Annotated in this window: 13 protein-coding genes; 7 read left to right on the top strand and 6 right to left on the bottom strand. The window is 59.7% G+C overall.

The window, feature by feature from the left end; translation table 11 throughout:
* The 5 genes from potH to FBAL_RS05845 form a co-directional block, all read right to left on the bottom strand.
* The gene (gene potH / locus FBAL_RS05865) at positions 1–921 is read right to left on the bottom strand and encodes a putrescine ABC transporter permease PotH (RefSeq protein WP_013344656.1); all 921 of its coding nucleotides are present in this window, start codon (positions 919–921) and stop codon (positions 1–3) included.
* Positions 918–2,051: a polyamine ABC transporter ATP-binding protein gene (potA, locus tag FBAL_RS05860; RefSeq protein WP_013344655.1), complete on the bottom strand. Its 1,134-nt coding sequence runs from the start codon at positions 2,049–2,051 to the stop codon at positions 918–920. The genes potH and potA overlap by 4 nt, the downstream gene beginning before the upstream one ends.
* A gap of 208 nt (positions 2,052–2,259) precedes the next feature.
* Positions 2,260–3,354 (bottom strand): extracellular solute-binding protein, encoded by a 1,095-nt coding sequence (locus FBAL_RS05855; protein WP_013344654.1) that lies wholly within the window; start codon positions 3,352–3,354, stop codon positions 2,260–2,262.
* Positions 3,355–3,389: 35 nt separating this feature from the next.
* A complete protein-coding gene (locus tag FBAL_RS05850; protein WP_013344653.1) occupies positions 3,390–4,790 on the bottom strand; it encodes an aspartate aminotransferase family protein in 1,401 nt (466 codons plus the stop codon).
* Complete coding sequence (locus tag FBAL_RS05845; protein WP_013344652.1) at positions 4,790–6,121, bottom strand: glutamine synthetase family protein; 1,332 nt, start codon at positions 6,119–6,121, stop codon at positions 4,790–4,792. The genes FBAL_RS05850 and FBAL_RS05845 overlap by 1 nt, the downstream gene beginning before the upstream one ends.
* A gap of 280 nt (positions 6,122–6,401) precedes the next feature.
* Between FBAL_RS05845 and FBAL_RS05840 the strand changes: the two genes are divergently transcribed.
* From FBAL_RS05840 to FBAL_RS05810, 7 genes are all read left to right on the top strand, one after another.
* Positions 6,402–7,781, top strand: a complete 1,380-nt coding sequence (locus FBAL_RS05840) for a glutamine synthetase family protein (protein ID WP_013344651.1) — start codon at positions 6,402–6,404, stop codon at positions 7,779–7,781.
* Positions 7,782–7,789: 8 nt separating this feature from the next.
* A complete protein-coding gene (locus FBAL_RS05835) occupies positions 7,790–9,067 on the top strand; it encodes an NAD(P)/FAD-dependent oxidoreductase (RefSeq protein ID WP_013344650.1) in 1,278 nt (425 codons plus the stop codon).
* Between the two features lie 196 nt (positions 9,068–9,263).
* Positions 9,264–9,941: a flagellar brake domain-containing protein gene (locus FBAL_RS05830; protein ID WP_013344649.1), complete on the top strand. Its 678-nt coding sequence runs from the start codon at positions 9,264–9,266 to the stop codon at positions 9,939–9,941.
* Between the two features lie 81 nt (positions 9,942–10,022).
* Entirely contained in the window at positions 10,023–10,526 is a 504-nt protein-coding gene (locus FBAL_RS05825) for a Tll0287-like domain-containing protein (protein WP_013344648.1), read from the top strand.
* Between the two features lie 186 nt (positions 10,527–10,712).
* A complete protein-coding gene (locus FBAL_RS05820) occupies positions 10,713–10,895 on the top strand; it encodes a hypothetical protein (protein ID WP_013344647.1) in 183 nt (60 codons plus the stop codon).
* 102 nt (positions 10,896–10,997) lie between these two features.
* Positions 10,998–13,454 (top strand): TonB-dependent receptor, encoded by a 2,457-nt coding sequence (locus FBAL_RS05815; RefSeq protein WP_013344646.1) that lies wholly within the window; start codon positions 10,998–11,000, stop codon positions 13,452–13,454.
* A gap of 60 nt (positions 13,455–13,514) precedes the next feature.
* Entirely contained in the window at positions 13,515–15,485 is a 1,971-nt protein-coding gene (locus tag FBAL_RS05810; RefSeq protein WP_013344645.1) for a tetratricopeptide repeat-containing sulfotransferase family protein, read from the top strand.
* A gap of 43 nt (positions 15,486–15,528) precedes the next feature.
* On the opposite strand, the gene hmpA is transcribed toward FBAL_RS05810, so the two are convergent.
* Complete coding sequence (gene hmpA / locus FBAL_RS05805; RefSeq protein ID WP_013344644.1) at positions 15,529–16,713, bottom strand: NO-inducible flavohemoprotein; 1,185 nt, start codon at positions 16,711–16,713, stop codon at positions 15,529–15,531.
* Positions 16,714–16,814 lie beyond the last annotated feature (101 nt).

Here is a 16,814-nt window from a genome sequence, read left to right as displayed (position 1 = left end):
TCATGCGCGGCCCTCCAGCTCTTTGGTCTGGTAACGGTGGAACCACAGAATCGGCACCATCAACAGCAGCAACATCACCATCGCCACCGCCGAGGCCACCGGCCAGTCGCGGTTGTTAAAGAACTCCTGCCACAACACCCGGCCAATCAGCAGGGAATCCGGGCCCCCTAGCAGTTCCGGGATCACAAACTCCCCTACCGCCGGGATAAACACCAGCATGGCACCGGCGATCACGCCGCCCTTAATGGCCGGAAGAATCACCTGGAAGAACACGGTGACCTGGCGGGCCCCCAGATCCTGCGCCGCTTCCACCAGTGAGTAATCCAGTCGCATCAGCGCGGAGTACAGCGGCAGAATCATAAAGGGCAGGTAGGCGTACACGATACCGATGTAAACCGCCCACGGGGTGTGGAGGATCTGTAACGGTTGGTCGATGACCCCCAGCCACAGCAACAGATTGTTCATCAGGCCGTTGTTCTTGAGGATGCCAATCCAGGCGTAGATGCGGATCAGGAACGAGGTCCAGCTGGGCAGGATGATCAGCATCAGCCAGAGGTTCCGGCTGGCCGGAGAGGAGTGGACAATGGCCCAGGCGATGGGCAGGCCCATCAACAGGCAGAACAGCGTGGAGTGGGCGGCAATCTTGACCGATTGCAGATAGCTGTCGACGTAGAGGTCATCCTCAAGCAGGTAGTAGTAGTTGCTGATGTTCAGCACCATCTGCAGCTTGTCGTCGACAAAGGTCACCAGGTCGCTGTAGGGCGGAATGGCGATCTGCGCCTCCGACAGCGAGATCTTGAACACAATGGCAAAGGGCACCAGGAAAAACAGTGCCAGCCAGCCGTAAGGCAGGCTGATCACCAGCGAGCGGCCAAACCGGCGTTTCCGCCAGGAGGCCTTCAGTTTGCTGAGCCCGCTCATACCGTCAGCACCACGCCGGCATCGGCCTGCCAGCTCAACCAGACGGACTCTTCCCACACCGGCTGCCCATTGCGCAGGCGGTCGACGTTGGGCTTGGTGGCGATCACCTTAATGCCGGACGGCAGGCGCACATGGTAGATGGACTGGCCGCCGAGATAAGCGATGTCTTCCACCACCCCCTGACAGGCGTTGTCCGCGCCCTGTGGCGGCTGTCGGGTCAGGGCAATCTTCTCGGGCCTTACGGCCACCATCATCGGCATCCCTTCACCGGCGGACACCGGGTGGTCCACTTCGATGGGCGCCGGCAACGCCGCACAGTCGATGCGATTGCCCTCTTTCTCCAGCAGCTTCCCTTCGAAGATGTTGACCGAACCAATAAACTCGGCGCTCATGCGGCAGTTGGGAGATTCATAAATCTCTTTGGGCTTGCCCACCTGAACCAGACGGCCCCGGTCCATAATGGCCAGGCGCCAGGCCATGGTCATCGCCTCTTCCTGGTCGTGTGTCACCATGACGCAGGTCACGCCGACCCGCTCCAGAATGTCCACCACCTCAAGCTGCATCTGTTCACGCAGCTTTTTGTCCAGCGCGCCCATGGGCTCATCCAGCAGCAACAACTTGGGGCGTTTTGCCAGGCTGCGGGCCAGAGCCACACGCTGGCGCTGACCACCGGACAGTTGATGGGGTTTGCGTCGCGCATACTCCGTCATATGCACGATCTCCAGCATCTCTTTAACGCGCTGGTTGATCTCGTCTTTCGGCAGTTTGTCCTGCTTCAGGCCAAACGCAATGTTGTCCCAGACCGACATATGGGGGAACAGGGCATAAGATTGGAACATCATATTGACCGGGCGCTCATAAGGCGGCACCGCAGCCAGGTCTTCACCGTCGAGCAGGATCTGCCCGGCACTGGGCGATTCAAAACCCGCCAGCATTCTCAGCAAGGTGGACTTGCCGCAGCCGGAGGCACCCAGCAGGGCGAAGATCTCGCCTTCGTAGATGGTCAGGCTCACGTCATCAACCGCATTGATGCCGTCGAATGACTTGCTGATCCCTTTGATTTGCAGAAGTGGTTTGGGTGGTGAGATTGAGGCGGCTGCTGTCGATGCAGCCTGTTCCAACGCGGCCATGGTGTAACTCCCTGTTATTGTTATTTTGTAAGAGAAGGTCCGCACCCTGACGGGCCTGAAGGCCCGACCGCTGCAGGGTGCTCACCCCGGGGATTTTTCCCCGTTTTGGAGGGCGGGCAGCGGGGCAAACTAACCCCCCCAGGTCCTAATACGCTGACCCGCTGCCCTACTACACTTCCCTTACTACCATTCCTTTGTTATCCAGGCTTTACAGCCCCTTCTTAATGCGGTTCCACGATGAGGTCATCGCCCGGTTCATCTTCGGCGGGGTGATCTTGGCGCCCCACAGCTTCTCCTGTACCTCTGCCGGCGGGTAGATACCCGGGTGGCCGGTCACCTCTTCATCGATGGTGGCCTTGGAGGACGGGATGGCGTTGGCGTACCAGACGTAGTTGGAGATCTCCGCCATCACTTCCGGACGCATCAGGTAATCGATGAACTGGTGCGCGGCGTCCACGTTGCGGGCATCGCGGGGAATCGCCATCAGGTCAAACCATACCAGGGTGCCTTCCTGCGGGATCACGTACTCAATGGTGATGCCGTTGTCAGCTTCATCGGCGCGATCCGCCGCCTGCAGGATGTCGCCAGACCAACCTACGGCCAGACAGATATCACCATTAGCCAGATCATTAATAAACTGCGATGAGTGGAAATAGGTGATGTACGGGCGCACCTTCAGCAGCAGCTCTTCAGCCGGCTCGACGTCCTTGGGGTTGGTGGAGTTGGGGTCCATTCCCAGGTAATGCATCGCAGCGGGGATGATCTCCGACGGCGCATTCAGGAAGGCCACGCCGCAGTCGATCTTGGAGATCATCTCCGGCTTGAACACCAGGTCCCAGCTGTTGACTTCGAAGTCCTCGCCAAAGATGCGGGCCATCGCTTCAACGTTGTAACCCAGGCCGGTGGTCCCCCACAGGTAGGGCACGGCAAACTGGTTGCCCGGGTCCTTGTCCTGCAGGATCTGCATCAGTTTGGGATCAAGGTTGCTGTAGTTGCTCAGCTTGCTGCGATCCAGAGCCTGGAACGCGCCAGCCTGTGCCTGGCGACCCAGGAAGTCACTGGACGGTACCACCAGGTCGAAACCACTGTTGCCGGTCAGCAGTTTGGCTTCCAACACCTCGTTGGAATCAAACACGTCATACACCACTTCAATGCCGGTCTCCTTCTCGAAGTTGGCGATGGTGTCCTCGGCAATATAATCCGACCAGTTGTACACGTGCAGTTTCTTGTCCGCTGCAACAACTGAGGCGCTCATGGTGGCCGCTACGGTCGCGCTGGCGAGCAGGCGCAGGGTTTGGTTCATCGTCTCTCTCCTAGTTGTGGTCATTTCCACAAGGCTCAACCCACCAGCTTTTGCCAGGTCAGGTCGAGACTGCGCCTTGCCCGAGCGATCAGCTCGTCAATTTCGGCCTCAGTAATGATCAGCGGCGGAGAGATGATCATGGTGTCTCCCACCGCCCGCATCACCAGGCCGGATTCAATGCAGAAGTCACGGCACACGGTGCCTGCCCCTACGTTTTCATCAAAGCGTTTACCACTGGCTTTATCCGCCACCAGTTCCAGTGCTGCCACCATGCCAAGACCCCGGGCTTCGCCCACCAGCGGGTGATCCGCCAGCTCAGCCCAACGTCGCTGCAGGTAAGGCGCGGTGTGCTCATTGATGCGCTCCAGCACCTTTTCATCAGCCATCAGCTTGAGGTTGGCACTGGCCACAGCACAGGCCACCGGGTGGCCGGAATAGGTAAAGCCGTGGTTAAAATCGCCGCCGTTATCAAGCAAACCTTGTGCCACCCGATCGCCCACCGCCACGGCACCCAACGGCACGTAACCGGAGGTGATGCCTTTGGCCATACAGACCAGGTCCGGCTTCACACCGAAATGCTCACAACCGAGCCAGTGGCCCAGTCGACCGAAGCCACAGATCACTTCATCGCTGATCAGCAGAATGTCGTATTGGCGGCAGATGCGCTGGACCTCAGGCCAGTAGGTTTCCGGCGGGATGATCACGCCACCGGCGCCCTGTACCGGCTCACCGATAAAGGCCGCTACGTTTTCCGGGCCCAGCTCAAGAATCTTCGCTTCCAGCTGACGCGCACGCTCGAGGCCGAACTCGTTAGCGTCCATCCCCTGCCCCTCACCAAAATGGTAGGGCTGATCGATGTGGTGAATGTCCGGGATCGGCAATCCACCCTGTGCGTGCATCGGCTTCATGCCGCCGAGGCTGGCACCAGCCATGGTGGAGCCGTGATAGGCGTTGTGGCGACTGATGATCGCCTTGCGCTTGGGCTGGCCCTGGCTGGCCCAGTAGTGACGAACCATGCGCACCACGGTGTCATTACACTCAGAGCCTGAGCCGGTAAAGAACACACGATTAAGGTGATCGGGCAGCAGTGAGGTCAGCTGCGCCGCCAGCTCCGTCGCCGGCGGATGGGTGCACTGGAAAAACAGGTTGTAGTAAGGCAGCGTGTTGAGCTGTTCGGTCGCAGCCTGCACCAACTCCGTGCGGCCATAGCCCATATTGACGCACCACAGCCCGGCCATGCCGTCCAGAATGGCATCGCCTTCCGGAGTATGGATGTAGACGCCGTCTGCGTGGCTGATGACCCGGCTGCCTTTGGCGTTCAGGGCACCGTTATCGGTAAACGGATGAAGATGATGTGCCGCATCCAGCTGCTGCCAGGCTTGCGTCTGTGCATTGGGGTTCTGAGTCATGTCGATATCCTTGGTCATGGCTGGCATTACACGTTCAGCAACAGGAACTCACGTTCCCAGGAGCTGATCACCTTGGAGTAGGTTTCATACTCCTTGCGTTTCACCGCGACGTAAGCGCGCACAAATCGCTCACCCAGTACCTCGGCCAGATCCGAATCCTGCTCCAGCGCCTGCAGGCTCTCTTCCAGAGTGCGGGTCAGGCTGAAGGGTTGGTCGTAGGCGGAGGTGGTGAGCGGATCGGAACACTCGTAGCCTTTCATCATGCCGAGGTAACCGCAGGCCAGAGTGACCGCCATCGCCAGATAGGGGTTGGCGTCGGCGCCGGCAAATCGGTTCTCCACCCGGGTGTTGGGGGCATCACAGTGCGGCACGCGCAGACCGACAGTGCGGTTATCAACGCCCCAGTGCATGGAGGTGGGTGCGCTGTCACCAAACGCCAAACGGCGGTAGGAGTTCACATTCGGTGCCTGGAACGCCAGTGCGGCCTTAGTGTGCTTCTGGATGCCACCGATGTAACGGTGGAAGGCGGTGCTGAAGCCACCGTTCTGGCCGGCGAAGATGTTGTTGCCCTCACGGTCCAGCACGCTCTGGTGAATGTGCATGGAGCTGCCGGGCTCCTCCTCCATCGGCTTTGCCATAAAGGTGGCGTAAATGTCATGACGCAGAGCCGCTTCGCGCATGGTGCGCTTAAACAGGAACACCTGGTCGGCCAGATCCATGGCGTCGCCATGCAGGAAGTTGAGCTCCATCTGGGCCGCGCCCTGCTCATGCACCAGGGTATCAACCTCCAGCCCCTGCGCTTCGCAGAAGTCGTACATCTCTTCAAAGATGGGGTCGAATTCGTTGACGGCGTCGATAGAGAAAGACTGTCGCGCCGTTTCCGGACGGCCATTACGGCCCACCGGCGGCTCCAGCGGATAATCCCAGTCAACGTTCTTCTGAACCAGGAAGAACTCCAGCTCCGGCGCCACTACCGGCGTCCAGCCCTGCTCTTTATAAAGATTAAGGACACGACGCAGAACACTGCGCGGGGCAATGTCCACCAATGAGCCATCCGGGTTGTAGCAATCGTGGATTACCTGGCCGGTCGGCTCCGCACCCCAGGGGACAAACCGCAGCGTGTTGACGTCGGGCACCAACACCATGTCCCGTTCGATGGGGTCGACCATCTCATCGTCTTCCGGCCAGTCGCCGGTGACGGTCTGAATAAAGATGTTTTCCGGCAGGCGCATGCCCCGGTCACGTAAGAATTTTTCAGCGGGGAGGATCTTCCCACGAGCGTTGCCTGTGAAATCGGGGATAAGACACTCCACCTCGGTGATCCTGTTCTCGCCCATCCAGGCGCGGATCCTTTCCATACTCACCTCAGTCCCGGTGCGGCCCGGGCTCCCTGTTGTTATTCGCTGAACGTTTATTTTTTTAAATGAGCAAGGTGTGAATGAACCACACCAGCGATTGCCATTCTTTGCACGCCCCAAATGGGATGTCAACAACAAGGCGTTTATTAAAATCCCACAAAGCATAGCGATAGCCGCCATTTTTGCGAACCCAGCCACCGCAGTGTTGCATATTGCTAAACACCGTGGTCTACTTTTCGAACACCGCACGAGCGCGATTTCCAGGAAGGATCCGTAGCATATGGGTAAACATCTCAACCTGGTTTCCGAACAGGAAACGGGCCTGACACCAGCACAATTTATTAAGGCCAATCCGGAATTGGCGTCGATTGACCTGCTGCTGCCAGACATTAATGGCGTATTCCGCGGCAAGCGTATGCAACCAGAGCAGCTGGATAAGGTGCTTCAAGATGGGGTTTGCCTGCCGGCGTCTGTCTTTGGATTGGACATCACCGGCGAGACCTCGGAAGAGACCGGACTGGGTTTTACCAGTGGTGATCAGGACCGCCGCTGCGCCCTGTTGCCCCACACTCTGGCCTTAGCTCCCTGGCAAGCCAAACCCATGGCTCAGGCGATGATCACCATGCTCGACGACGACGGCGAACCCTTTCCGGCAGAGCCCCGCAATGTGCTGAGTCAACAGGTGGCCGCTTTGGCCGAACTGGGCCTGACCGCCTGCGTAGCAGTAGAGCTGGAGTTCTATCTGGTTGACCCGAAGCACGATCAGGATGGCATGGCCCAGGCGCCGATGAGTCCCGATGGTGAGCACCGGGTCACCGCTACACAGTGTTACTCCGTGGATGATCTGGACCACTACAGCGAGTTCCTGGATGAGGTCAACGCGGTCTGTCGGGTGCAACGCATTCCCGCCAGTAATGCTGTGGCGGAGTACGCACCGGGCCAGTTCGAAATCAACCTGAATCATCTGCCCGACCCGATCGCCGCCTGCGATCAGGCGATGCTGTTAAAGCGGGTGATTCGCGGCGTGGCCCAGAAACACGGTCATAAAGCCACCTTTATGGCTAAGCCGCACCAGACCCAATGTGGCTCCGGCATGCACATTCATCTCAGCCTGCTGGACAACCAGGGTAAAAACCGATTTGCGGCCGATCACCAGCTGTTGAAGCACGCTGTGGGTGGCCTGCTGGAGATGATGCCGGCCAGTCAGTTGCTGTTCGCCCCACACGCCAACAGCTACCGCCGCCTGCAACCGGACATGTTTGTGCCCATGGCCCCCACCTGGGGTTATGACAACCGCACTGTCGCACTGCGCATCCCCAACGGCCCGGAAAGCGATACCCGCATTGAACACCGGGTGGCCGGTGCCGACGCCAACCCCTACCTGGTGACCGCCGCCATCCTGGCCGGTGCCCGCCACGGCATTGCTCAGCAGTGCCAACCGGGTGACCCGGTGGAGGGCGATGCCAATGCACTGGATCTGCCTTCACTGCCGTACCGCTGGGCTGATGCGCTGGCAACCTTTCAGGCCCCTTCCGCCCTGCGTGCTGCCCTCGGAGACACCTTCTGTGATATCTATGCCAGTGTAAAAGCGGCAGAGATCCAGCGCTTCGAACAACAGATAACCCCGCTGGAGATGCAGTGGTATCAGGACACCATCTAGGACGCCCCATGACTCGACAACATACCGATTCCTATTACGCCGCCAGCGCCAACCAGCGGCCTGAACATCCGCGCCTCAACGGACTGGTGGAGGCCGACGTCTGCGTGGTTGGTAGCGGCATCACCGGTGCCTCTGCCGCACTGGAGTTGGCCAATCGCGGCTACAACGTGGTGGTGCTGGAGGGCGCCAAAGTGGGCTGGGGCGCCTCGGGCCGAAGTGGTGGCCAGATGATCTTCGGTTACGCCGCCGAGCAGGCCAAACTGGCCAAGCTGGTAGGACGCGACGACGCCCATAAGCTGTGGGACATTGCTGACCAGGCGGTCTCCCTGACCCGCCAGCGCATTGCTGACCACAATATCGACTGCGACCTGGCCCCCGGCCACCTGCACGCCGCCATTAAGCCCCGCCATATGGATGAGCTCAAAGGCTGGTATGACGAACTGGTGGATGAATACGGCTACCGCAGTGTTCAGATGTGGGATAAGGCGCAGGTTGAGAGCCAGATGGCCAGTGACAACTACCTGGGCGGCCTGTTTGACGCCAACTCCGGCCATCTGCACCCGCTGAACTACACCCTGGGCCTGGCCCGGGCCGCCGCAGAGGCGGGGGCCACCTTCTATGAGCAGAGCCCGGTGATCCGGATTGAGCAGGGGGATACCGTCACCCTGCATACCGATAATGGCCAGGTGCGCGCCAAATTTGTCGTCATGTGCTGCAACGCTTATATGGAAGGGCTGGCACCAAAGATTGAATCCAAAGTGATGCCGGTGGGCACCTACATCACCGCCACCGAGCCTTTGGGTGAAGAGCGGGCCCGCGAGCTGATCCGCAACAATATGGCGGTGGCGGACATCAATTTTGTGCTGGACTACTTCCGCCTGTCCGGCGACCACCGGATGCTGTTTGGCGGCCGCGTCAGCTACTCCAAACTCGACCCGATCAATCTTGCCGGCTCCATGGCCGCCCGGATGCACGACGTGTTTCCGCAGCTTAAGGGGGTAAAGCAGGATTACACCTGGGGTGGCTATGTCGGCATTACCGCCAACCGCGCCCCCCACTTTGGCCGCCTGGCCGACAACATCTTTTTTGCCCAGGGCTTCTCCGGCCACGGCATCGCCCTGACCGGCATGGCCGGCACCCTGATGGCCGAAGCCGTTGCCGGCACCGCAGAGCGCTTTGACCTGGTGGCACAAATCCCCCATATGGATTTCCCCGGCGGCCGGCTGTTCCGCACCCCCGCTCTGGTTCTGGCGATGGCCTGGTACCGCATGCGAGACCTGCTCTGACTCATTCTCCCTGGTGAGTTATTGTCCCCCGTTCGCCCGTGCTTTGCGCGGGCGAATCTCTTTCACTGCCCGGTGCAAATCAACTGCGCATTTCTTCAGCAATTCCGAGGATAAGTAGGTATTCGACAAGGGATTTTCGACAGTATAATCCTCCGATTCCCCCGAAGTACCGACATGGATGGAGGCGTACTGACTCATGGTTGAGCAGGCCTATATCAAGGACGGAACGGACCCCGTTACCGAGCCCTTCTCTACCGCTGCACTGAACCCGGGCCTCAGTGTGGACGTCGAGATCGAGTCCCAGATCAAACCACAGCTGCGCTGCCGTACCACGCTGGTGGGTTGGCGTAAAGACAAGTACCTGGTGCTGCGACCCAGCGACAGCCAGTTCCATCTGTTCTCCGCTCAAAGCTACGTCATCCTGCGCTATCTGGTGGAGGGGCAGATCTACGCGTTTAAAACCCGGATCCTGACCACCACCGGCAACCCGGAAAAACTGATCTTCTGCTACTACCCGGAACAGGTCACCAACCTGCGCCTGCGTCAGCACGTGCGTTACGCCACCCGTCTGTTTGCCCAGCTTGAACTGGCTAACAACAGTGCCGAAGGGTTGATCCTCGATATCTCCGCCAGCGGCTGCCAATTCCTGCCCAGTCAAAGCGACACCCTGAAGCAAGTCTCTGGCTCCAAGGTCAACGTGGTATTCCCCTTCCTGCGTCAGGGCAAAGACGTACTGAAGATCCCCGCCATCATTCGAAATCAACGGATGCTGGACAGTGGCATGGGGCTGGGTATCCAGTTCACCGGCTCAGTGGAAGCGGTCATGAAACTGCTGATGCTGGACACCAGCAGCACCGCCGAGCCGATCGATTAAGTAGAACTCTCTACATTAGTAGAATTTGATTTACTGGTCGTTTGCGCTATGTTGAGGACTCTGGCTAAAAGGAGTCTGCCAATGCGTGCCCTATCCATCCTGCTGGTGCTGTTCAGCAGCACCGCGTTCAGTAATGACACCGCCACCACCTTGCTCAAACCTTTTAAACAGGAGTTGAAGCAAGCCCTGATGGCGGGCCTGCAACAAAGCCCGGAGACGGCGGTTGAGGTCTGCCAGCAGCAAGCCCCGGCGCTGGCCCAACGCTTCTCCGTCGATGGGGTCGAGATGGGACGCACCAGCGACAAACTGCGTAACCCCGCCAACACCGCACCGGATTGGGTGGTGCCCATCCTGACGCAGTTTCAGTCCGGCGACCTGACACCGGTCACTGTCGCCCTGGATGCCAATACCGAAGGCTATGCCGAGCCGATTATGGTTGGACCGCCCTGCCTGACCTGCCACGGCAGCCAGCTTACGCCCCAGGTCCAACAGGCTCTGAACGAGGCCTACCCCGACGATCACGCCACCGGGTATGAACTGGGCCAATGGCGCGGCTTATTCTGGGTCAGCTATCCAAATCAATAGAATTGTGGCCAACTCATGTTGGCCACAGTGCTTTCCCCTGCCACTCCCCCGTCAACGCTCAGCCAGACCACGCACTGTCAGGCCCCAAGGCCAGTACCGGCGTTGCGATTAGATGTCCGATATGTGAAAATTGCTGCGTTTTTAGGGGTATTTGCAGCATTTTACTTACACGGACAGGGTGCCACCATGGAAGGGTTGCTTACCAACAGTCGGGCTGAACCAGCCGCTCCTGAGCGATGTTGTCAGAACACCATTGCCCAGCCTGCCCCCCTCTCCATCGCTCTGCTCTACCTGTTCCTGATCCCCCAATTGGCAGTTGCACTGCCCTTCTGGTTTCCGCTGCTCACGCGGATCCAAAAACTGCACTGACGAATCCCCCTGCCACTTCTCTGTGTGTCGCGCTCCCGACTTCGGGTCGAGGGCCTATGTCGGCACATTCCACTCACAATAAGGAAAGAAACACCACTCGTTATGCTTAATCGAACACCCGTCAGCCAAGCCGTCATTCTTGCCCTGCTCAGCAGCCCTGCTTTCGCTCAGACCGATGAGGAAACCACCGAGGCCAAGCTGAAAGAGGTTGAAACCATCACCATTACGGCCACCAAACGCCGTCAGAATATCCAGGCCACACCGGTCGCCGTGCAGGCGATGAGCGAGAGTGACCTGCGAGACCAGAACATCGGTAACTTCGACGACTTTGTTCGCTACATGCCCAACGTCAGCCTGGGTGGTCGCGGACCCGGCCAATCTGACGTGTTCATTCGAGGCATGGCGATCCAGCCGATCTCCGTGATGCTCTCCGGCGCCCAGGGCACCATGCCCAACGTGGCCCTCTATCTGGACGAACAACCGGTCACGGCACCCGGCCGTAACCTGGATGTCTACGCCGCTGATCTGGAGCGCATTGAGGTGCTTCCGGGCCCGCAGGGCACCCTGTTTGGTGCCAGCTCTCAGGCCGGCACCATCCGCTACATCACCAACAAGCCGCGTCTGGATGCCTTCACTGCCGGCTTCAGCGGTTCCGTTGAGCACACCGAAAATGGCGAGATGAGCAACGCCATGGAGGGCTTCCTCAACCTGCCCCTGACCGAAAACCTGGCGGTGCGTGCCACCCTGTATAACGTCCACCGTGGCGGCTACATCGATAACGTTTACGGTGAGTTCACCCTCGACCCCAGTATCAACCCGGATTCCGCGGTAGCCTGGCTGCCGGAGGACACCACCTACGAAACCGCCTACAACACGCCGCTGGTGGAAGACGACTTTAACGACAGCTTCTACAAGGGCTACCGTCTGGGTCTGAAGTACCGCTTTAACGATGACTGGGAACTGCTGGTGCAGCACATGGCCCAGGAAGTGGGCGCGGACGGCGTATTCGACTACGACCCCGAGGTGGGTGATCTGCAAGTGCAGCGCTACTTCCCTGACAAACTGCGCGACGCCTTTGGCCAAACCTCCTGGACTCTGGAGGGGCGGCTCGGCACCCTCGAGATGATCTACACCGGCGCGTTCCTCGACCGTGAAGTGGAGCAGTCCATCGACTACACCGGCTACAACAACGCCGGCGCCTTTATCGCCTACTACACCTGCACTTACGACAACCCGGATTACATCATCAACTACGGCATCTCGCCGGACGTGATCACCGACGTGCGTGAGTGTAAAGACCCCACCAAGGGCTTTAAGGGCTTCCAGGAACACACCCGGATGACCCACGAATTCCGGGTCACTACCGACATCAATCAGCCCTGGCGCGTCACCGCCGGTGTGTTCTACGACGACTACGAGATCGAAACCCAGGACGACTTCCTCTACCTGGCCACGCCGGAGCTGGGCTTTGCCCCCAATGCGCCGATCTCCGGTGCCAACAACATCAATAACAGCACCCGCCCACCGGGCGTCGCGTTCTTTAACGACATCACCCGTACCGAGGAGCAGATCGCCCTGTTCGGTGAGCTGTCAGTGGACTTCACCGAGCGCCTGACCGCCACCGTGGGTCTGCGTTGGTACGACATCGAATCCGACTTCACCGGCTCCTCCAACTTCGCCAACGGCATCTTCCAGGGCTCCGTCGACAGCGACCGCGGCCGGGATTACGACAGCTCTGGTGGACACAGCACCGAGCCGCTCAGTGAAAGCGACTGGATCCCGAAGGTCAACCTGAGCTACCAGGCCACCGACGACGTGCTGCTGTACACCACCTACTCCGAAGGGTTCCGTCCCGGTGGCTTTAACCGTGGCGGCGGTATCCCCTCCAATAACCCGGAGTTCCCGGACGTTGGCGTGACCTACGGCACCGATGAGGTGATCAACTACGAAGCCGGCTGGAAGAGCATGCTGTTCGGCCGCACCCTGCGCTGGAACGGTAACCTCTACTTTATCGAGTGGAACGACATGCAGGTGTCCCGTTTCGATCCGGTCAACGTCTCCATCCTGACCTTTATCGAAAACGCCGCCGATTCTGAGATCCTCGGTCTGGAAACCGACGTGGTGTGGAACGCCACCGACAACCTCACCCTGTATGCGGCGGTGTCCTACAACGACACCGAGCTGACCGCCATCACCGGCGAGGCCATTGAGCTGGCACCGATTGGCAGCGAGCTGCCGCTGACCCCGGAGTTCCAGGGCAATGTGCGTGCCCGTTACGACTGGGAGCTGGGTGAGTACCTGGCCAACTGGCAGGTGGGCGTTCAGTACGCTGGCAAATCCTGGAGCTCCATCGTCGCCGAAGAGCGCGAACGTCAGGACAGCTACACCCTGGTGAACGCATCCGTTGGCATCGATAAGGACGAGTGGGGCCTGAAGTTCTACATCGATAACTTGACCGACGAGCGTGCTGAGCTGTTTATTAACAATCAGGATGACACCCGTCGAATCAGTACCAACCGACCCCGTACCTTCGGTATGGCCCTGTCGTACTACTACTGATCGCAAGCGCAGAGCGGGCCTTTATGGCCCGCTTTCAGCAGTACCGGCAACGGAGCGCCCATGACACAGCCAATCGATGGCCTGATCCAACAGGCCGAAGCCGCCCTCAAAGGGGGCGACATCCCCACCGCCCTGACTCACACCCAGCAGGTGCTCAGCGAGGCACCAGAGCATCGCCAGGGCCTTTATCTGGCGGCCGTCTGCCACCGCTATCTCAAGCAGTGGAAACCCGCCGAACGGCATCTGACCCGCCTGCTGCAGCTGGACCCGCACTATGGCCGTGCTCATCAGGAGCAGGGCCACACCCTGCTGGCCCAGGGCAAGCTGCAACCGGCAGCCGACGCCTACCGCCATGCCGTCAGCCAAAACCCGGCGCTGGTGGCCAGTTGGGCCGCATTGGCGCGACTGGCACAGCACGCGGGGGATGGCGAGTTGGCTCAGCGGGCGCTGGCCCATCATCAGCATTTTAAGGCGCTCCCGCCCACGCTGGTGACGGTCAACAGTCTGCTGCATGAAGGGAAACTGTTAAAAGCGGAACAGCTGTGTCGGAGCTTCCTGCAACAGCACCCCAGCCATATCGAAGCGATGCGGCTGCTGGCCCAACTGGCGGCCAAGCTCAACGTACTGGATGATGCCGAAGTGCTGTTGGACAGCGCGCTGCAGTTAGAGCCCGGCAATCGTCAGGTGCGCTTTGACCTGGTACAGGTGCTGCACCGACGCCAAAAATACGCCGAATCCCTGCTCCAGGCTGAAACCCTGCGAGACAGCGAGCCCGGCAACCCCAGTTTTGATACCGCCTACGCCAACCAGTTGGTGGCCGTAGGTCGATTTGACGAAGCGCTGGCCCTGTACGATCAGGTGCTCGCTAAGCTGCCGGACAACGCCAACCTGCACCTGGTGAAGGGGCACGCCCTGAAAACCCTGGGACGGCAGCCGGAGGCCATCGAAGCCTATCAGGCCAGCTACCGCCATCGCCCCGGATACGGAGACGCCTGCTGGAGCCTGGCCAACCTGAAAACCTACCGTTTCAGTGACGCAGAACTGAGCCGCATGCAGCAGGATGAAGCGGCCCCCGGCCGCAGCGTTGAGGACCGCTTCCACCTCTGCTTTGCCCTCGGTAAAGCGCTGGAAGACCGTGGCCAGTTTGAGCAGGCCTTCGACTATTACGCCCGCGGCAATCAGCTCAAACAGAGTCAGTCGCGCTACCGTCCCGAAAGCATGGCCCGCGATCTGAAGCTGCAAGCTCAGCACATCAACGCGGATCTCGTCGCCAGCAAAGCGGGCCTGGGCTGCACCGCTCCGGACCCCATCTTTATCGTCGGCATGCCCCGGGCTGGCTCAACCCTGCTGGAGCAGATCATCGCCTCTCATCCCCAGGTGGATGGCACCATGGAGCTGCCGGACATCGCCGCCATGGCCCATCGCCTCAATGGCCGTCGTCGGGTGGATGAGGCGCCCGCCTATCCGGCCAACCTGGTGGACCTGGATGGCGACACTCTGCGCCAGATGGGACAACAGTATCTGGACCAGACCCGCATTCATCGACAGGGCGCGCCGCGCTTTATCGATAAGATGCCCAACAACTTCCGCCATATCGGCCTGATCAAACTGATCCTGCCGAATGCCAAGATCATCGACGCCCGTCGCGACCCGATGGCCTGCTGTTTCAGCAACTTCAAGCAGCTGTTCGCCGAGGGGCAGGAGTTCAGTTACAGCCTCGACAATATGGCCGCTTACTATCGCGGTTATGAGCGCCTGATGGCCCACTTTGACCAGGTGTTTCCCGGCCAGATCCTGCGGGTGCAATATGAAGACGTGGTGGCCGATCTGGAGCAGCAGGTCAGCCGCATTCTCGACTATCTGGAACTGCCTTTTGATGAACGCTGCCTCGCGTTCCACAAAACCCAGCGCTCAGTGCGTACCGCCAGCTCCGAGCAGGTGCGGCAGCCGCTGTACCGCTCCGGCCTGGAGCAATGGCGAAACTTTGAAACCCAGCTGGCGCCACTGGAGCGCGCTCTGGCGGCATACTAAATACCAAAAAAGCCGGCAATCGCCGGCTTTTTTATTGGGGACATTACAGTGCCTGGTGGGGGCCAAACAGCTCGTAATGGATCCGGCTGTCCGCCACGCCCAGTTGACGCAGTTGCTCCACCACTGTTGCCATAAAGGGCTGGGGACCACAGAGGTAGAAATCGCCCTCCAGCGGCAACGCATCCGCCACATCGCCCACCTGCATCAAGCCAGTAAAGTGGTAATCCAGGCCCAAACGGTCATCCGCGTTAGGCTGGCGATACCACACCACCGATTGCAGCATCGGAGACTGCGCCAGCTTGCCCTGCAGGGCGGCTTTCAGGGCGTGGTGTTCACCGTTGTCGCAGGCGTGCAGCCAGTGGGTCGGCGCCGCGCTCTGGCCCAGGCGGGTTTCCAGCATCGCCCACATCGGCGTGATACCAACGCCAGCAGAGATCAGGGTAACCGGCTTGTCCGCGTCAGTGGCCAGAACAAAGTCACCGGCGGGTGGGATCACCTCCAGCACGTCACCGGGCTGGAACTGGTCATGCAGCAGGCTGGACACCTGGCCGTCACGCTTGACGGTAATTCGCAGGCGCTCGCCGTTGGACTGCTCGGAAAGCGAGTACTGACGGTACTCGGTATGAGGCAGGCTGGGGTGAGTCAGTTTCAGGCTGAGGTATTGGCCAGGCTGATAGTTCGGTACCGCACCACCATCCACCGGCACCAGTTCGAAGCTGGTGATCAGTGCCGATTCGGCAATCTTGGCCTGGATGCGGAATGGGCGGGTGCCCTGCCAGCCCCCGCTTTGCTCTGCGGCTTGCTGGTACAGCGCCGCTTCGCGGTCGATAAAGATTTGGGCCAACACACCATAGGCCTTGCCCCAGGCTTCAATCACCTCATCGGTGACCGCCTCGCCACCCAGCTCACGCAGGGTCGCCAACAGATGCTCACCAACAATCGCATACTGGGCCGGTTCAATCAGGAAGCCGGTGTGTTTATGGGCGATACGCTCTACTGCTGCGGTGAGTACCGACAGGTCTTCCAGATGAGTGCCGTAGGCGGCGATGGCGTCGAACAGGGCCGCGGGCTGGCGTCCGGAGTGTTGGTGGCTGAGGTTAAATACCTCTTTGAGCTCAGGATTGTGATGGAACATCCGCTGGTAAAAATGGGCAGTCAGGGCCGGGCCCGCTTCCGCCAGCAAAGGCAGGGTGCTTTTCACGGTGTCGATGGTGTGCCGATCCAACATAGCAAACTCCTTTAGTTGCATTTTTTTTGCATGTTTAAAGCAAGCCTAAAGGCGCATTTGATTTGGATCAATAATGGGTTCACCAGTGCATGGAATATCCG

It is taken from the genome of Ferrimonas balearica DSM 9799 (genome assembly GCF_000148645.1).
Lineage (GTDB): Bacteria > Pseudomonadota > Gammaproteobacteria > Enterobacterales > Shewanellaceae > Ferrimonas > Ferrimonas balearica.
The sequence above is the reverse complement of the archived record's forward strand: the minus strand, read 5'-3'. Positions and strand labels throughout refer to the sequence as shown.